This is a genomic window from Mesorhizobium sp. M7A.F.Ca.CA.001.08.2.1, assembly GCF_003998455.1.
Classification (GTDB): Bacteria; Pseudomonadota; Alphaproteobacteria; order Rhizobiales; family Rhizobiaceae; genus Mesorhizobium; species Mesorhizobium ciceri.
In genome coordinates this window covers 1-17,888 of sequence record NZ_RZPW01000032.1, presented here as the reverse complement: position 1 = coordinate 17,888, position 17,888 = coordinate 1, and the positions used below count along the sequence as shown (strand labels likewise).

At 63.9% G+C, this 17,888-nt stretch carries 18 protein-coding genes; 9 read left to right on the top strand and 9 right to left on the bottom strand.

From position 1 onward, the window contains the following. The 3 genes from EN914_RS03850 to EN914_RS03840 form a co-directional block, all read right to left on the bottom strand. On the bottom strand, positions 1-967 hold a 967-nt coding region (locus EN914_RS03850), incomplete at its 3' end, for a glutamate--cysteine ligase (protein WP_127389003.1). A gap of 244 nt (positions 968-1,211) precedes the next feature. Beyond that, positions 1,212-1,946, bottom strand: a complete 735-nt coding sequence (locus EN914_RS03845; protein WP_024502322.1) for a 16S rRNA (uracil(1498)-N(3))-methyltransferase — start codon at positions 1,944-1,946, stop codon at positions 1,212-1,214. Positions 1,947-1,977: 31 nt separating this feature from the next. Beyond that, positions 1,978-2,625, bottom strand: coding sequence for a hypothetical protein (locus tag EN914_RS03840; RefSeq protein ID WP_024502323.1), 648 nt, complete (start codon positions 2,623-2,625; stop codon positions 1,978-1,980). An 88-nt stretch (positions 2,626-2,713) separates the two neighbouring features. Between EN914_RS03840 and EN914_RS03835 the strand changes: the two genes are divergently transcribed. Together EN914_RS03835 and EN914_RS39830 are read left to right on the top strand one after the other, a co-directional pair. Then, entirely contained in the window at positions 2,714-3,412 is a 699-nt protein-coding gene (locus EN914_RS03835) for a type 1 glutamine amidotransferase (RefSeq protein WP_024502324.1), read from the top strand. Between the two features lie 293 nt (positions 3,413-3,705). After that, positions 3,706-3,837, top strand: a complete 132-nt coding sequence (locus EN914_RS39830; RefSeq protein WP_013893872.1) for a hypothetical protein — start codon at positions 3,706-3,708, stop codon at positions 3,835-3,837. Positions 3,838-3,875: 38 nt separating this feature from the next. Here the strand turns inward: EN914_RS39830 and EN914_RS03825 are convergent, their stop codons facing one another. The 3 genes from EN914_RS03825 to EN914_RS03815 are packed head-to-tail and all read right to left on the bottom strand — an operon-like array spanning position 3,876 to position 6,645. Beyond that, positions 3,876-4,649, bottom strand: coding sequence for a metallophosphoesterase family protein (locus tag EN914_RS03825; protein ID WP_024502325.1), 774 nt, complete (start codon positions 4,647-4,649; stop codon positions 3,876-3,878). A gap of 27 nt (positions 4,650-4,676) precedes the next feature. Continuing rightward, positions 4,677-5,822, bottom strand: a complete 1,146-nt coding sequence (locus EN914_RS03820; protein ID WP_013530347.1) for an alpha-hydroxy acid oxidase — start codon at positions 5,820-5,822, stop codon at positions 4,677-4,679. 19 nt (positions 5,823-5,841) lie between these two features. Continuing rightward, positions 5,842-6,645 (bottom strand): FCD domain-containing protein, encoded by an 804-nt coding sequence (locus EN914_RS03815; RefSeq protein WP_032808722.1) that lies wholly within the window; start codon positions 6,643-6,645, stop codon positions 5,842-5,844. Positions 6,646-6,851: 206 nt separating this feature from the next. On the opposite strand from EN914_RS03815, the gene EN914_RS03810 reads away from it, so the two are divergent. From EN914_RS03810 to glcF, 4 genes are all read left to right on the top strand, one after another. Further along, positions 6,852-8,174, top strand: coding sequence for a DUF3422 family protein (locus EN914_RS03810; protein WP_024502328.1), 1,323 nt, complete (start codon positions 6,852-6,854; stop codon positions 8,172-8,174). A gap of 128 nt (positions 8,175-8,302) precedes the next feature. After that, entirely contained in the window at positions 8,303-9,799 is a 1,497-nt protein-coding gene (locus EN914_RS03805; protein ID WP_013530350.1) for an FAD-linked oxidase C-terminal domain-containing protein, read from the top strand. A 217-nt stretch (positions 9,800-10,016) separates the two neighbouring features. Next, the gene (locus EN914_RS03795; RefSeq protein WP_024502329.1) at positions 10,017-11,222 is read left to right on the top strand and encodes an FAD-binding protein; all 1,206 of its coding nucleotides are present in this window, start codon (positions 10,017-10,019) and stop codon (positions 11,220-11,222) included. A 10-nt stretch (positions 11,223-11,232) separates the two neighbouring features. After that, entirely contained in the window at positions 11,233-12,558 is a 1,326-nt protein-coding gene (glcF, locus tag EN914_RS03790; RefSeq protein WP_024502330.1) for a glycolate oxidase subunit GlcF, read from the top strand. An 18-nt stretch (positions 12,559-12,576) separates the two neighbouring features. Here the strand turns inward: glcF and EN914_RS03785 are convergent, their stop codons facing one another. Continuing rightward, positions 12,577-13,497, bottom strand: coding sequence for a bifunctional 5,10-methylenetetrahydrofolate dehydrogenase/5,10-methenyltetrahydrofolate cyclohydrolase (locus EN914_RS03785; protein WP_013530353.1), 921 nt, complete (start codon positions 13,495-13,497; stop codon positions 12,577-12,579). A 260-nt stretch (positions 13,498-13,757) separates the two neighbouring features. After that, entirely contained in the window at positions 13,758-14,504 is a 747-nt protein-coding gene (locus EN914_RS03780; RefSeq protein ID WP_024502331.1) for a L,D-transpeptidase, read from the bottom strand. Between the two features lie 214 nt (positions 14,505-14,718). Between EN914_RS03780 and EN914_RS03775 the strand changes: the two genes are divergently transcribed. After that, complete coding sequence (locus EN914_RS03775) at positions 14,719-15,357, top strand: DNA-3-methyladenine glycosylase I (protein ID WP_013530355.1); 639 nt, start codon at positions 14,719-14,721, stop codon at positions 15,355-15,357. A gap of 2 nt (positions 15,358-15,359) precedes the next feature. Here EN914_RS03775 and EN914_RS03770 read toward each other — a convergent pair whose 3' ends face one another. Beyond that, entirely contained in the window at positions 15,360-15,611 is a 252-nt protein-coding gene (locus EN914_RS03770; RefSeq protein WP_024502332.1) for a hypothetical protein, read from the bottom strand. A 248-nt stretch (positions 15,612-15,859) separates the two neighbouring features. Between EN914_RS03770 and hisS the strand changes: the two genes are divergently transcribed. Both hisS and EN914_RS03760 read left to right on the top strand, forming a co-directional pair. After that, a complete protein-coding gene (gene hisS, locus EN914_RS03765) occupies positions 15,860-17,362 on the top strand; it encodes a histidine--tRNA ligase (protein ID WP_024502333.1) in 1,503 nt (500 codons plus the stop codon). 60 nt (positions 17,363-17,422) lie between these two features. Continuing rightward, positions 17,423-17,888: ATP phosphoribosyltransferase regulatory subunit (locus EN914_RS03760; RefSeq protein WP_206520876.1), on the top strand; the 466-nt coding region annotated here is incomplete at its 3' end.

The window sequence follows — 17,888 nt, the reverse complement described above, 5'->3', positions numbered from 1 at the left end:
TCTCGAGGAAGCGCTTCAGCCGCACATCCGGGAACAGCGTTGACAGATGGTTCGCCCAGTCGCCCATTGTCGGCAGCCCGTCCGGCACTTCATTGCGCGCGGCCCCGGCCATGAACTGGCGGAAGGTGATGTGGGTCATGTCGTGATAGCGCTCGTCGCGGATGACGAAATACATCGGTACGTCGAGCGCCCATTCGACATAGTCGGCGAAACCGAAATCGGGCGAGAAGCAGAATTCGAGCAGGCCCGAGCGCTGGTTGTCGGTGTCACGCCATATGTCGCCGCGCCAGCTCTGCAAGCCGTTCGGGTGGCTTTCGGTGAAAGGCGAATTGGCGAACAAGGCCGTCGACAGCGGCTGCAGCTTCAACGACACCTGCATCTTGCGGCGCATGTCGGCCTCGCTCTCGAAGTCGAGATTCACCTGGATCGTGCAGGTGCGGTACATCATGTCGAGGCCCTTGGTGCCGACCTTGGGCATGTAGCGCGTCATGATCTCGTAGCGCGATTTCGGCATTTTCGGCGTCTCGGCAAGCGACCATTTCGGGCTGCCGCCGAGGCCGAGGAAGCGGATGCCCATCGGTTCGGCGATCTCGCGCACCTGCGCCAGATGGGCATTGCCCTCGCGGCAGGTCTGGTGGATCGTCTCCAGCGGTGCGCCGGAAAGCTCGAACTGGCCGCCGGGTTCCAGCGAAATCGCACCCTGGCCGGTCGGTTCGACCAGGCCGATGATGCGGCCGTCATCGACGATCGGATCCCAGCCGAGCTTTTCCTGCATGCCTTCGAGGATGGCGCGGATGCCGCGCTCGCCGCCATAGGGGACCGGTGCATTGCCGTCGACATAGAAGGGGAATTTCTCGTGCTCGGTGCCGATGCGCCATTTGTCGCGCGGCTTGTTGCCTTCGGCCAGGTGCTCGACGAGTTCGTCGACACCTTCGATCGGGCGGAAATCGGTCGTATCGCGCGCCATTTATGAACCCTCTGCACATGGCCCCGAAAATCGGCTTTCGACTTTCGCCGGGATCATGTGCCCCAATGGAATGCTACAGTGTCCTTTGCACGTCCGAAAGGAGGCGGGCGCTGTAGGACGATCGGACGATCGCCGGCGCTAAATGGACGAAATGTCAGCATACGATCAAGCGAAAAATCCTGAGCCAGAGGTCAACAGGAATTGAACGTTACTCCGCTCTCCGTCCCTTGCAAGGGATGACGTCTCACCAGTCTCCGACCGTTGCCTGCATCACCGCGAGCGCGGCCACCGCCGCCGTATCGGCGCGCAGGATACGCGGGCCGAGCGGAATGGCGGTGACGAAGGGCAGGGCGCGCAGCATCTTACGCTCATCGTCGGAAAAGCCACCCTCCGGCCCGACCAGCAGCCCAAGTTTCTTGTCCTTGACCGCCTGCAGCGCGGCCAGCGGATTGTTGGTCGAAGCATCCTCGTCGCAGAAGATCAGCCGTCGCTCTGTGTCCCAGCCGGTCAACAGGCGGTCGAATTTTTCGGCTTCGCGCACCTGAGGCACCGCCAGGATGCCGCATTGCTCGGCGGCTTCGACGACATTGGCGCGCAGGCGATCGATCGACGGCTTGGCCACTTGCGTGTGCTGGGTAATGACCGGCTGCAGGATGCCGGCGCCCATCTCGACCGCCTTCTGCACGAGATAATCGAGCCGGCCCTGCTTCAGCGGCGCAAAGCAGTAGACGAGATCGGGCAGAGGCGGCTGCGGCCGCTGCAGCGCCGACACCTTCAGCCGCACCGCCCTTTTCGTCTTCGCCGATATGGCCGCCGACCACTCGCCGTCGCGGCCATTGAACACCAGGATTTCGGCGCCTTCGCCAAGCCGCAGCACATGCAGGAGATAGTGGCTCTGCTGTTGGCCGGCCTCGAATTCGATGTCCGGCGCGAGATCGTCGGTCACGAACAGACGTTGCATTTTGTAATTGGCGCGCATCGCCGAGGAATGAGCGAGCCGGCCGCCGGCGTCAAGCCTCGGCGGTCGGATGCCACACCGGCCGAAAGCCGTGCCGCAGCACGCAGAGCGTCGTGGCCGGCGTCAGTAGCGAGAGTGTCTTGCTTTTGAGCATGTCGAAATCGTTGGGGTGCTCATATCCCGCAAAGGACCAGCGCAGTGCCTTGCCGCTACGCAGGGCATAAACAGTGCCGCCATCCGCAACCACGACGCCGTCCGGCAGGCCGGCAAGGTCTTCAACCGCAATCACCGGCGGCTTGCCGCCTGACGCCAGCCGCTCCTTGTGCAGCCGCTTGTCGACCATCGGCGCGCGCGGTTCGGCGATGCCGAAGGCTTCGCCGAAGCGGCCGACGAAATCCCTGGCCCGTTCGCGCTGGCAAAAGAAGCAGGGGCGATGCCCGGCCGCCAGTGCGGTCACCTCGTCGAGGAAGAACAGCTCGGTCCAGCCCGCTTTACCGCCCTTCCGGTTGCGGCCCATCGGTTCGCGCCGCACATTTCGGAATTGGCAGACGCAGACGATCCAGGCTTGAAGCGCCCAGCGCTTTTTCTTGAGCGTCTTCGTCTCGGGGTCGTGGATGATGCCGCGATTGCCGGTGAACATGCCGCGATCGGGCACCGCGTGGATGATACCGAACGGATCGACCCGGTTCTGCAGTGGCATAGTTTTCTCTCCGGACACGCATCTTGGCTGCAATGCGAGCGGCATGATATCGCTCGTCGCAGCTTTTTCATGTCAGCAGGGTTTTGCGATGCGGGTGCTGGTGGTCCAGAATTACGACAATACCGGCCTCGGCCAGGTCGGCGCAGCACTTGCGGAAGCGGGCGCCGATCTCGACCTGCGTCTCCCTTACAAAGGCGATCCCCTGCCGGATGACGCGGCCGGGCATGATGCCATGGTGGTGCTCGGCGGGGGCCAGAATGCACTGGCCGACGATGAGTACCCCTATTTCCCGGCACTGCTCGAACTGACCCGCGACTTTGCCGACAAGGATCGGGCCGTGCTCGGCATCTGCCTGGGCAGCCAGCTCGTCGCTCGTGCCTTTGGTGGCGAGAACCGTATCGGCGGCGCCAATGAGTTCGGTTGGCACGGCGTGTCGCTGACGCCTGACGCCAAGGCCGATCCGGTGCTGGGCGCTCTGCCGGCAAAGTTCCCGATCTTCCAATGGCACGACGACACCTTCGTGTTGCCCGAAAACGCCGTGCGGCTTGCCGGCAACGATGTCGCCGAGAACCAGGCGTTTCGCGTCGGCCGCGCCGTGTACGGTTTCCAGTTTCACTTCGAGGCCGACCGGCCGATGGTCAAGGACTGGAGCGCGTCCTTTGCCCCGACCATCGCTGCGCGCCATCCCGACTGGGCCGGCAAGCTCGATGGCGAAATGGCCCGCAACGGGCCCGATGCGGATGCCGCTGGCCTCGCCATTGCCCGGGCCTGGGTAGCGACCATCTGAGCGTTGGTCTCTCCGTACCCTCCAGCGTGACATAATTGGCACGCGGCGGTGAAACCGCCTGGGGAAAACGGTTTCATTCTTGGCTTGTGTCCGCCCGCCATCCTAGAAGGCGCGCGCTCTGCATCTTCTGTGCAACGGCTATGAACCTTTTGTGTGACCCGCGCGACACACCGTTGATACAGAACATGCCTAGAAGCGCAAAATCGTCGAAACTTTGAAGCGAATTCTCCGTTTCAACGCATTGGTAACCGCCTGGTGCACAGATGCAGAAAGCTCAACAAGAGATGACCTCCGTGAAAGCAGCGCTTCTGTCCTTTGCCATGTTGTCCGCCATCGTGCTGTGCGGTCTCGGCATCTATGCCGCCGACGCAGCCAACAACCACAACGCCGTCGACGGTTACGGCGTCACCGCCTCGCTGCGCTAAAGCGGGAAGCGTCTTTCGCGTCCTCCGACGCGCGGCGCTCAAGCTTCCTTGATCGTCATTGTCAGGATGCGTTTGTCCGCGTCGTCGACGACGAGCGCGCTCAGCATGCCTGATTGCCAGGCAAGCGTGTCGACATTGACGCGATTTGCCATCACTTCCGCCTCCGGCACCGGCGTGTGGCCGTGCACCACGATCTTCGGATAGAGGTCGGGGTGGTTGTGGAAGACGTCGCGGATCCAGATCAGATCCTGCGGGTTTTGCTTCTCCAGAGGAATGCCCGGCCTGATGCCGGCATGGCAGAAGAAGAAGTCCCCGAAAGTCACGGAAAACGGCAGCGATCGCAGGAAGTCGATGTGGCTTTGCGGCACGGCCTCGACCAGTGCCTGATGTCCTCTGCGCACGGCCGATTCGGCCTTGCCGAACCACACGCTTGTGCCTTCACTGATCGTTACGCCGTAAGACTGTGCCGTCTGGATGCCGCCGAACCGGATGAAAAGCCCTTCCGGGTCAGGGGTCTTGAGAAAATCGAGAAAGCCGATGTCGTGGTTGCCGGCCAGCATCAGGTGACGAGGGTCTCGCTCTTGCGCTTCGATCAGGAAATCGATGACGTCCTTCGAGTCCGGCCCGCGGTCGACATAGTCGCCAAGATGGATGACGCGCCAGTCGGCAGGCGCCTCCTGCTCGATCTCGGCCCTGATGCGCAGATGCATGGCGGCCAGCAGGTCGAGCCGGCCGTGGATGTCGCCGATCGCATAGAGACGGATGCCGTCCGGCCCATGCGCGTCGAGAAAATGGATGCCGGATTCTGCCAACTTTTCGGTGTCTCCGTGGTCAGGCGGTCACGGGACCTGGCGCCGGAGCTGGTCCTTGCCCATGTCGGTGACAAGACGCTTTCCGCACAGCGCCAGCGTGATGTCCATCTCCTTGCGGATGATTTCCAACGCCTTGGTAACCCCTTCCTTGCCAAGCGCCCCCAGGCCGTAAAGAAACGGCCGGCCTATATAGGTTCCCTTGGCACCGAGGCAAAGCGCCTTCAGGACATCCTGGCCGGAGCGGATGCCGCCATCCATATGCACTTCGATCGTGTCGCCGACCGCGTCGGCAATCTCTTCCAGCACGCCGATCGACGACGACGCACCATCGAGCTGGCGCCCGCCATGGTTGGAAACGATGATCGCGTCGGCGCCGGTCTTGGCCGCCATCAGCGCGTCCTCCTTGTCGAGAATGCCCTTGAGGATCAGCTTGCCGCCCCAGCGCTCCTTGATCCAGGCGACGTCCTTCCACGACAGATGCAGGTCGAACTGCTCCGTCGTCCACGATGCCAGCGAGGCCATGTTGCCGACGCCCTTGGCGTGGCCGACAATGTTGCGGAAGGTCCGCCGCTTGGTGCCGGCCATGGCGGCGCACCAGCGCGGGCGGATGGCCATGTCGACGATGTTGGTCAGCGTCAGCTTGGGTGGCGCCGAAAGCCCGTTGCGGATGTCCTTGTGACGCTGACCGAGAATCTGCAGGTCGAGCGTCAGCACGAGCGCCGAGCATTTCGCCGCCTTTGCCCTGTCGATCAGGTTGAGCACGAAATCCTTGTCACGCAGCACATAGAGCTGAAACCAGAACGGCTTCGTGGTAACCGAGGCGACATCCTCGATCGAGCAGATGCTCATCGTCGACAAGGTAAACGGCACGCCGAATTCCTCCGCCGCCTGCGCCGCCAGCATCTCGCCATTGGCGTGCTGCATGCCGGTCATGCCGGTTGGCGCCAATGCCACCGGCATAGACACTTTTTCGCCGATCATCGTCGATGCCAGCGAACGGTTGTCCATGTCGACGAGGACGCGCTGGCGGAACTTGATCTTCTGGAAATCCTCCTCGTTGGCCCGATACGTGCTTTCGGTCCACGAACCGGAATCGGCATAGTCGAAGAACATCTTCGGCACACGCCGGCGTGCGAGGTCCTTGAGGTCGGCGATGGTCAGGATCTGGCTCATGGGCTTCCCGTTTCGATAGCTAGGAGCGTTTGCGTGCTGGTTCTGTATCGGTGGCGTCAACGCGCTGTTTCAACCTCAGCCGCGAGACGCGCTGCCAGTCGCCGCTGCGCTCGGCCTCCGCCATCGACCGTTCGACATAGGTGATGTGGTCCATCGCCGCCTGGCGGGCGGTGGCCGGGTCGCCGGCCTTCACCGCCGCATGGATCGCCCGGTGCTGCGCGAGCAGGGCGTCGCGCGCGCCGGGTACGGTGAACACCAGCAGCCGGTTCTGGAACACGCCCTCCGACAGCAGCCGATAACAGGAGCGCAGCGTGTGCAAAAGGATGATGTTGTGCGCGCATTCGCAGATCGCGTGGTGGAACTCGACGTCGATCTCGGCCTCGTCGTCGAAGTCGCCGGTCCGGTGCGCATCGTCCATGCGTGCCATGATCTTATCGAGCAGCGCCATGTCGTCTGGGGTGGCGCGCCGTGCCGCATATTCAGCCGCAACCCCTTCGATCTCGCGGCGGTATTCCAGATAGTCGGTCACTGCCTTGCGGTGCATCGAGATCAGGTCCGTCACCGGTTTGGTGAAGAGCTGGCCGATGACATCGGCGACATGCGTGCCGCCGCCGGGCCTTGTCGTCAAAAGGCCGCGTCCTTCCAGTGCCTTCAGGGCGTCACGCAGGATCGGCCGGGATACGTCGAACTGGCGTGCAAGCTCGCGCTCGCCCGGCAGCCGGTCGCCGGTGCGCAGCACGCCTTCGAGGATGAGGCTCTCGATCTGCTGCACCACCTCGTCGGCGGTGCGCGAATGCTCGATCCTGGAAAAAATGTCGCTCAACAGAATGCCTGGAAGGTGAACCGGTGCCGCAGAATAGAGCCTGCCTCGCCAACTGGTCAAATTATTTATCCAATTGACAAAAAGCTGGCCGATTTCCCGCCCGATCCCGTGATCTTCGGCTAACTTTGCCGTTTGCGTCGTCAGGCCATTGGCACTAGAGGGACGCGAGTGCAAGCGGGTTCAAGGAAACCCCCGGGGAACAAGCCGTGTCAGACGACCCGTCCGATCTCGAATTCCAGCCGCGCGCCAAGGGCAGCGTCATGGGCTTTCCCGCGCATGAGGGCCGGCCCGGCGCACTCGGCGAGGTTCATGCCCGGCCGCATCCGCTGATCGAAAAGCCACGCGTCTTGATGCAACTCGCCTTCATGACGGAGGGCGGCTCCGGCGTCGACCACGCGGTGCTTTCCGAACTGTCGCGGCGCCTCGGCATCGCCGCGCCCGACCGCCAGGCCCGCCACCATGCCATGAAATGGGGCAAGGGCTCGCTGCGCTGGGAGCGGCACACCGAATTCTCGACCTATTTGTGGGAAGGGCCGCTTTCCGAAAGCGGCAGGACGCAGGAGGACTCACCCTTCGGCAACGGGTTTTCCCCGCCGGGAACCTGCATCTCCGGCATCAGGCTCGAAATCCGCAAATGGACGCAAGCAAGCGAGCAACTGATAGCCGGTTTCGATCCGACCAGCCTGTGCTACTCGCTGGTCGAGCGCGGAAACGCCGCCATCGTCACCGATTTTCGCCAGGATGGCGATGGCCTGACGCGCATGCTGCTGCTCGATCGCGGCTTGACCCCGGCGCGCACCGGCGCGTTGTCGCAGCGGCTTATCGACATCGAGACCTATCGGACGCTGGCCATGCTCGGCCTGCCGCTGGCGTTGACCTTGTCCGGCCGCGCCCGCCGCATCGAAGACCGGCTGGCGCAGACCACGCTGGAGATGAAGGTCGCCGGGACACGGGACAGCCAGACCTTGCTGGCCGATCTGACCGAACTTGCGGCGGAGCTGGAGGCGGACGCGGCGTCGAGCCTTTACCGTTTCGGCGCCAGCCGCGCCTATGACGGCATCGTCGGCGAACGGCTGGACGCACTCGAGGAAGAGGCTGTGCCCGGCTATGACACATGGCGCGGGTTCCTGCAGCGCCGTGTGGCGCCCGCAATGCGCACCTGCCGCTCGGTCGAGGAGCGGCAGGAAAATCTATCGCGAAAACTGACCCGCGCCACGACGCTGCTGCGCACCTGGGTCGATGTCGAGGTCGAGAAGCAGAACCGCGACCTGCTTGCCTCGATGAACAACCGGGCCCGCCTGCAATTGCGCCTGCAGCAGACCGTCGAGGGGCTCTCGGTCGCCGCCGTCTCCTATTATGTGGTCGGCCTTGTCGGCTATGTCGCCAAGGGCGCCTCGATCTTCGGCCATGCCTTCGCCCCGGAGATCATTACCGCTGCTTCGGTGCCTGTCGCCATCCTGCTGGTCTGGTGGAGCGTGCGCCGCGTGCGCCGGATGCACTCCGAACCCGGCAAGCCGCCCGGCGAATAGCAGCGGCAGATTGCCGCTGCGTAAGCCTGTCTCTGCCTTGAAGTTGGATTCGCCGCCATTACAGGATTTGCACCCAACGCGCTTCACTGGTAAAAGATTTTGACCAGTCAAGCGAAATGAGGCTGCTGATGTCCGGCCTGGCCATGCCGAAACCAGACGATGCCACGATGCGCCGGCGCGACGAGATCGTCGCCGACATGCGCATCATCGTGCCGGGTGAGGGCGTTGTCGACGCCGCCAATTCCATGCGCGCCTTCGAGAGCGACGGCCTGACCGCCTATCGGCAGCTGCCGCTGGTCGTCGTGCTGCCGCAAACGGTGGCGCAGGTTTCGCGCGTGCTGAAATACTGCAACGACCGCAACATCCGCGTCGTGCCGCGCGGCTCCGGCACCTCGCTGTCGGGCGGGGCGCTGCCGCTCGAGGACGCGGTGCTGCTGGTCATGAGCCGTTTCAACCGTATCCTCGGGATCGATTTTCCCAATCGCGTCGTCGTTGCCCAGCCGGGCGTCACCAATCTCGGCATCACCACCGCCGTCGAGCAGGAGGGCTTTTACTACGCCCCCGATCCATCCTCCCAGATCGCCTGCTCGATCGGCGGCAATGTCGCGGAGAATTCCGGCGGCGTGCACTGCCTGAAATACGGCCTCACAGCCAACAATGTGCTCGGCATCGAGATGGTGCTGATGAATGGCGAGGTGGTGCGGCTGGGCGGCAGTCACCTCGATGCGGAAGGCTACGACCTGCTCGGCGTCATGACCGGGTCCGAAGGGCTGCTCGGCGTCGTCACCGAGGTCACCGTGCGCATCCTGAAGAAGCCGGAGACGGCACGTGCACTGCTGATCGGCTTCCCGACCAGCGAGCAGGGCGGCCAGTGCGTTGCCGACATCATCGGCGCCGGCATCATCCCGGGCGGCATGGAGATGATGGACCGGCCGGCGATCCATGCGGCGGAAGATTTCGTTCATGCCGGCTATCCCCTCGATGTCGAGGCGCTGCTGATCGTCGAGCTCGACGGGCCCGGCGTCGAGGTCGATCATCTGATCGGCCTTGTCGAGGCGATCGCCTACAAGAACGGCTCGACCACCTGCCGCATTTCGCAGTCCGAACAGGAACGGCTGAGCTTCTGGGCCGGCCGCAAGGCGGCGTTTCCGGCCGTCGGCCGCATCTCGCCCGACTACTACTGCATGGACGGCACCATCCCGCGCAAGGAGTTGCCGCGCGTGCTCGCCGGCATGCGCGAGCTGTCGGAAAAATACGGTCTCGGCGTCGCCAATGTCTTTCATGCCGGTGACGGCAATCTGCATCCGCTGATCCTCTACGACGCCAACGTACCGGGCGAACTCGACAAGGCCGAAAGTTTCGGCGCCGATATATTGCGGCTCTGCGTCAAGGTCGGCGGCGTCTTGACCGGCGAACACGGTGTGGGCGTGGAGAAACGCGACCTAATGCCGGAAATGTTCACCCAGATCGATCTCGACCAGCAGATGCGGGTCAAATGCGCCTTCGATCCCAACCATCTGCTCAACCCGGGAAAAGTATTTCCGCAGCTGCGGCGATGCGCCGAGCTCGGGCGGATGCATGTGCACCGCGGGCAGGTGGCGTTTCCGGACATTCCGAGGTTTTGAGGGTGATTACGGCGCGTGTACACCCCCCTCTGTCCTGCCGGACATCTCCCCGGGGGAGATTGGCAGCTTGCGCGCCTCGCCCTTCCGTCATCATTGAAGATTGGCGAAGCCATATGCGACATCCGATCTCCCCCCTTGAGGGGGAGATGTCCGGCAGGACAGAGGGGGGCGCCAAGGAACTCGGCATATCCGAACTCGCATCTGGCGCGGTCTCTTCATGACCACCTTCACCCCGACCACCCCATCCGAAGTCCTCTCCACCATAGCCTGGGCCGTGGCGGAAGAGGCGCCGCTCGAACTCCTCGGCCATGGCTCCAAGCGTGGCATCGGCCGGCCGCTGCAAACCGAACACACGCTCGACCTGTCGAAATTATCTGACGTCACGCTCTATGAACCGGCTGAACTGGTGCTGTCGGCCAAGGCAGGCACACCGTTGGCCGAGATCGAAAAACTGCTGGCGGAAAACGGCCAGCAGCTCGCTTTCGAGCCGATGGATTACGGCCCGCTGCTTGGTGGCGAACCGGGCAAAGGTACGATCGGCGGTGTGCTCGGCGCTAACCTCTCCGGTCCGCGCCGGCTCAAGGCGGGGGCCGCGCGCGACCATGTCCTGGGCATCAATGTGGTGTCCGGTCGTGGCGAGGCCTTCAAGTCGGGCGGTCGCGTGGTCAAGAACGTCACCGGCTATGACATGTCGAAGCTGATGGCCAACAGCTGGGGCACGCTGGCCGTCTTCACCGACGTCACCTTCAAGGTGCTGCCGGCAGCCGAGACCGAAGTCACGCTCGCCATCCGTAGCCTGCTCGACGATGCCGCGGCCGCCGCCATGGCCCTGGCGCTTGGCTCGAGTGCTGAAGTATCGAGTGCCGCCCACCTGCCGGAGCGGATCGCCGCGCGCGTCGCCAGCGGCAGTCTCGGCAGCGAGGCCGCCACGCTGCTGCGCGTCGAGGGTTTCGGCCCGTCGGTCGCCTACCGCATCGCCGCGCTGAAAACGCTGCTCGGCAATGCCGGCCCGCTGGAGGAGATTGGCGGCGAGGTTTCGCGGCTGATCTGGCGCGACGTTCGCGATTGCAGGCCTTTCGCCGACGGCAGCGAGAAGCCGGTCTGGCGCATCTCGATGACGCCTTCTCAGAGCCACCAGATGGTCCTGACGCTGCGCATGCAGGCCGCCGTCAGCGCCTTTTATGACTGGCAGGGCGGACTGGTTTGGCTGCGCATGGAACAGGGCGATCCGGAAGCCGCTCTGCTGCGCGGGCTGTTGAGGAAACATGGCGGCGGCCATGCGACGCTGGTGCGCGCCGCACCCTCGCATCGCGCCGCTCTACCGGTGTTCGAGCCGCAGCCGCCCGCTCTTGCTGCACTATCGGTCCGCCTGAAACAGGAATTCGACCCCAAGAATATCTTCAATCCCGGCCGCATGGCCTAGGACATCAGCGATGCAGACCAATTTTTCGCTTGCCCAGCTTGCCGATCCGCATGTCGCGGAATCGGAAAAGATCCTGCGCAAATGCGTGCATTGCGGCTTCTGCACCGCGACGTGCCCGACCTATGTGACACTCGGCAACGAGCTCGATTCACCGCGCGGGCGCATCTACCTGATCAAGGACATGCTGGAAAACGGCCGTCCGGCCGACAAGCAGATCGTCACCCATATCGATCGCTGCCTGTCGTGCCTTGCCTGCATGACCACCTGCCCGTCGGGCGTCAACTACATGCATCTGGTCGACCACGCCCGCGCCCATATCCAGGAGACCTATAAGCGGCCACTGCTCGACCGCCTGACCCGCGCCATGCTGGCCTTCGTGCTGCCCTATCCCCAGCGGTTTCGCGCCGCGCTCAAGCTGGCGAAGCTGGGCAAACCGTTCATCGGCCTGTTCGACAAGGTTCCGGCGCTGAAGCCGCTCAGTGCGATGCTCAAGCTCGCACCGGCCTCGATCCCGGCAGCTTCGCCGATGGCCTCGCCAGGCATCCATGCCGGGCAGGGGACCAAAAGAGGCCGCGTCACCATCCTCACCGGCTGCGCGCAATCGGTGCTCGATCCCGCCATCAACGAGGCGACGATTTCGCTGCTGACACGGCTCGGCGTCGAGGTCTTGGTGCCGCCGGGCGAAGGCTGTTGCGGTGCGCTGGTCCATCATATGGGGCGGGAACAGGCCGCGCTTGCCTCGGCGAGGCAGAATGTCGACGCCTGGACACGCGCCCTCGACCAGGGCGGGCTCGATGCCATCGTCATCACCGCCTCGGGCTGCGGCACGACGATCAAGGACTACGGTTTCATGCTGCGGCTCGACCCGGCCTATGCCGACAAGGCCGCGCGCGTCTCGGCACTGGCCAAGGACGTTACCGAATATCTCTCGACCCTCGACCTGCCCGAACCGGTTCGCAAGCCGGGCACTGTCGTTGCCTATCACTCGGCCTGCTCGATGCAGCACGGCCAGAAGATCACCCGCCAGCCGAAAGAACTGCTGGCCAAGGCCGGCTTCATCGTGCGCGAGCCGCGCGAAGGGCATCTCTGCTGCGGCTCTGCCGGCACCTACAACATCCTGCAGCCCGAGATCTCGGCCAAACTGCGCGACCGCAAGGTGAAAAACATCGAGGCGACGGGGGCCTCGATCGTCGCCACCGGCAACATAGGCTGCATCATGCAAATCGCTTCCGCCGCGAAGATGCCGGTGGTGCACACGATCAAGCTACTCGACTGGGCCTATGGTGGGCCGAAGCCGGAAGGTGTTCTGGAAGAGACCCTGATCGCGGCGGAATAGGACGACCTTGGCGGGCGCTTACTCCGCCGCGAGCCTGTCCGCCGTGCCGTAAGTCGCCTCGTAGAGCGCGCGCTGGCGGCTGAGCGCGACCATGGTGTTGCGCAGCAGGATGGCGACCGTGATCGGGCCGACGCCGCCCGGCACCGGGGTGATCCAGGAGGCGACCTCGCGCACGCTTTCAGTGTCGACGTCGCCGACGATGCGGCTGGAGCCGTCGGGGGCGATTTCGGAATTGATGCCGATGTCGATGACGGCAGCGCCCGGCTTGACCATGTCGGCCTTGATCAGCCGCGGCTTGCCGACGGCGACGAACAGCGCATCGGCGCGCCTTGCATGGGCGGCGACCGATCGCGTCATGTGGTGGCAGACCGTCACCGTCGCGCCCTCGCTCATCAACAGGAAGGCGATCGGCTTGCCGACGATTTCCGAATGGCCGACGATGACGACTTCCAGTCCCTTGAGGTCGAGGCCGGTTTCCTTCAGCAGCTCGACCGAGGCGGCCGCCGTGCAAGGCGCGAGATCGAGCTGGTTGTAGACGATGTTGCCGATTGAGGCCGGATGCATGCCTTCGACATCCTTCAGCGGATGCACCGCCGCTTGCAGCGTCTTGATGGGGATATGCGCTGGCACGGGCCGCTGGATGATGATGCCGGTAACGCGCGGATCGGCATTCAGGCCGTGGATCGCAGCTTCCAACTCGCCTGCTGTGATGGTGGCGGGAAAGCGCCGTTCCTCGAAATCGATGCCGGCGAGCTCAGCCTTGGCGCGCTGGTTGCGCACATAGACGTCCACCGCATCGGTGTCGCCGACGGTGATCGAGATCAGCTTGGGCGGAAAACCCTCGGCTTTGGCGATCGCTGCGTCCTCGCGAACGGCGGCGATGATGCGCTGGGCTACCGGGCCGCCCTTGAGATAACGGCTGTCTTCGGACAGAGGCATGGGTGAACTCTTTTGTGGAACTTGCCACCGAGATAGCAAAAGAATGCGGCAAAGGGCAGCATGAAAGCGAACCGCTATGCCCGTTGCGCGACGCGTGGGTGGCCTTTTGCCCTCGATTTCTGCTCAAAACGGAAAGGGCAGCGCGGTTTCCCGTGCTGCCCTTCCTGACCGGCCGCATCCCCATACGGCCCGTCCCCCGTATCCCTAAACTGGCCTCGAAAAGCGGACTGCTTTGCCGGCCAGGTGATTCGCAAGGACTATTATATCACCTCGACCGTGGTTCCGACATTGACCCGCTCATAGAGATCGACGACGTCCTCGTTGCGCATGCGGATGCAGCCCGATGACACCGCGCCGCCGATCGTCCACGGCTGGTTGGTGCCATGGATGCGGTATTCGGTGGTGCCGAGGTAGAGCGCGCGGGCACCAAGCGGGTTCTCCATGCCGCCGGCAAGATAGGTCGGCAAATAGCGGCCCTTGGCGGCTTCGCGCTTGATCATCTGCGCCGGCGGGCGCCAGTCCGGCCACTCGCGCTTGTTGGTGATCTTGTGCGTACCCGACCATTCGAAGCCCGGCTTGCCGGTGCCGACGCCATAGCGCCTTGCCTTGCCGTTCTTCTCGACCAGGAAGAGGAAATTCTGCGTGGTGTCGATGACGATCGTGCCCGGCTTCTGGCCTCCGTCATAGTCGACTTCCTGCGGCAGGTAGATCGGGTTGATCTGAGGACGCGCGACCATGCGCTTGGCCGGCGGCTGCACCGCCGCCGTCTGCACCCGGTCGGGCTGCGCCGGGCGCAGGAGACGCCTCTGTTGCTGCTGCTGCACCACCTGCCGGTTCTGGCGCACGATGCCGGGCGCATGGCCAAGCTGCAGCACCCAGGGTGCGGAAAGGTCGGGGCTCACCATCACCGGCGGCCTGTCGGCATAGCGGTCGCCGGCGATTGAGGGTGTGACGCCGGCGGCAAACACAGCCACGGCGCCGAGCACGGGAAACAACACTGTCTTCATCGTAACGCACCTTGATCGTCTGATACAAACGGGTGGAAACGTCCTCCCGGTTCGGCGATCATTGGCGCGCAAGCAGCAACCGAAACATGAATCGGAATGCGTAAAATGCGGCTTTGTCAGTAAACCTTTTGGTGTGGTTACCGCCGGGTTCAGGAATCTGGTAAAGCCGCAGTAAATGCCGCGCAAAAGCGCGTTAACGAACGGATTTTGGCCTATGGACAAGGAACACACCGGCCTGCTCGCCGGCCCCGACGGTGTCGCGCGCTGCTTCTGGCACGGCAATCTGCCCGACTATCTGCACTATCACGATCATGAATGGGGCCGGCCTGTGGCCGACGACCGCAGGCTGTTCGAAAAGATCTGCCTGGAAGGCTTTCAGTCGGGCCTGTCGTGGCTGACCATACTGCGCAAGCGGGAGAATTTTCGCGAAGCCTTCGCCAATTTCGAATTCGACAAGGTAGCAAGCTTCACCGACAAGGATGTCGAGCGCCTGCTCGGCAATGCCGGCATCATCCGCCATCGCGGCAAGATCGTCTCGACCATCAACAACGCCAGGCGCGCCCGCGAAATGGTGGACGAATTCGGCTCACTGGCCGCCTGGTTCTGGAAGTTCGAACCCGGCAAGGACGAGCGGCCGCAAATCGTCGACCTCGCCCATCTGCGCGCGAACCCGACAACGGCCGTCTCGGTGCGGATTTCGAAGGAGCTGAAGAAGCGCGGCTGGAGCTTTGTCGGCCCGACCACGGTCTACGCTTTCATGCAGGCCATGGGCCTGGTCAACGACCACCTCGAGGGCTGCGCCTGCCGCCAAGAGGTCGAGAAGCAGCGGAAGGCTTTCAGGCGGCCGAAATAGGCTCAGGTGCCGTTGGCGCTGGCCAGCACCAGGCCGGCGACGATCGCCACCACCGTGGCCAGGGTCGGATAGATCACCAGCAGGCCGGTCATCAACGCGTCGCGCATGGATGGTCCCTTGCCGGTGTCGGCGGGTACTTCGAACGGTCCGGCAGCCTGGCTGACCATTTTCGGGACGTTGATGTCGGCCGGGCGCAAGCGTGCGGACAATCCGGCATCGCTGTCGATGGCATGGAATCTTGCTGTGCTGGTCATGGCCGCGGACCCCTCATTTCCCGCGCTTTATCGGCGGCGATTGTGTCGGCACGATGCCGCACGCATGGCGGGATTGTTTCATTTGCGGTCCGGATTGGTTTCAAGGAGGTGCGGCGTCGCCTTCTCTCATCGGCAGCGCCAGAGGTCTGACCCTTGCCGCATCCGACCTCTTCGGTTAGGACACCCGCGTTGCGAAAATCGCAACATTGCCGACCTGCAAGCATCATAAAACGCCGAGCAAACACCCCATGGCCGATAAATCGGAAAAGACGAAAGCGCGACTGCCGCGCGGCTTTGCCGACCGCAGCGCCGAGGACATCCGCGCCGTCGAGAAGATGATGGCGACGATCCGCTCGGTCTATGAGCTTTACGGCTTCGAACCGGCAGACCAGCCGCTGATCGAATACACCGATGCGCTCGGAAAATTCCTCCCCGACCAGGACCGGCCGAACGAAGGCGTGTTCTCCTTCCAGGATGACGACGACCAGTGGCTGTCGCTGCGCTACGACCTGACCGCGCCGACGGCGCGTTATGTCGCCGAGAATTACGAGCGGCTGCCAAAACCTTACCGCAGCTATCGCTCAGGCTGGGTGTTCCGCAACGAGAAGCCCGGCCCCGGCCGCTTCCGCCAGTTCATGCAGTTCGATGCCGACACGATCGGCACGCCGGGTGTGGCCGCCGACGCCGAAATGGCCATGATGATGGCCGACGTCATGGAAGCGCTGGGCATCAAGCGCGGCGACTACGTCATCCGCGTCAACAACCGCAAGGTGCTGGATGGCGTGCTGGAGGCGATCGGCCTTGGCGGCGAGGAGAATGCCGGCCGCCGGCTGACGGTGCTGCGTGCGATCGACAAGCTCGACAAGCTCGGGCCGGAAGGCGTGAAGCTTTTGCTTGGCCCGGGCCGCTGGGACGGCGGCAAGGAGGGCGAAGGCGACTTCGCCAAGGGCGCCGGGTTGAACAACGGGCAAGCCGAGGCGGTTCTTCTCGCGACTGCGAGGACTATACAGGCCGGCCAGGATTCCATGGTCAGTTCGAACGCGATCTACCAGGAAGGCGTCGGCGAACTCGCCACGATTGAAGCGCTGGTCAGGGCGGCCGGATATGGCGAGGACCGTATTGCCATGGACCGCTCGGTCGTGCGCGGCCTCGAATACTACACCGGCCCTGTCTTCGAAGCCGAGCTTCTGGCCGAAATCCCCAACGAAGACGGCCAGATCGTGCGCTTCGGTTCGGTCGGTGGCGGCGGGCGCTATGATGGCCTCGTCTCGCGCTTCCGTGGCGAGCCGGTGCCGGCAACCGGTTTTTCCATCGGCGTCTCCAGGCTGATGACCGCGCTGAAGAACCTCGGCAAGCTTGATGCCTCGGACGTGATTGCGCCGGTCGTCGTGCTGGTGATGGACAAGGACACCGACAGCCTCGGCCGCTACCAGAAGATGGTGGCGGAGCTGCGCGCCGCCGGCATCCGTTCCGAAATGTATCTCGGCGGCGCCGGCATGAAGGCGCAGCTCAAATATGCCGACCGCCGCGGCTGCCCGGTCGCCATCATCCAGGGCGGCGACGAGCGCGCCAAGAGCGAGCTGCAGATCAAGGATTTGATCGAAGGCGCGCGCATGTCTGCCGAAATATCAGACAACGCCGAATGGCGCGCCGCACGCCCGGCGCAGATGACGGTGGCGGAGGGCGAGCTGGTCGTCGAGGTGAGGAAGATATTGGCGGCGCAGGCTGAGGAGAGGGCGCGTGGCAAGTAGAGGCCGCGTTGGCGCCTCTGGTTTGGGACCAGAGGGTCGTGCAGCACTGAGGTCAGCAAGTTGACCTCCCGCACCCCCGCCATCTCCACCGACATCACCAACCTTTTCGCCACGCGCAACACGCACGCCGTCGAGGTCGCCATATTGCAGCCGGCGGACCCCTTCCTCGACATGGCCGGCGAGGATTTGCGCCGCCGCATCTTCCTGACCGAAAGCGAGACCGGCCAGACATTGTGCCTGCGGCCGGAATTCACCATCCCGGTCTGTCTCGACCACATCAGCTCGCAGGCCGGCACGCCGCGCCGTTATTCCTATCTGGGCGAGGTGTTTCGCCAGCGCCGCGAAGGCGGCAACGAGTTCTTCCAGGCCGGCATCGAGGATCTCGGTGACCGCGATACCGCTGGAGCCGATGCCCGCTCGGTGGCCGACGCGCATGCGCTGCTGTCGCTGGTGCTGCCTGGCCAGGCATTGGCGATCACGCTTGGCGACCAGACCATTTTCGAGGCGGTGCTGGCCGCCCTTGGCC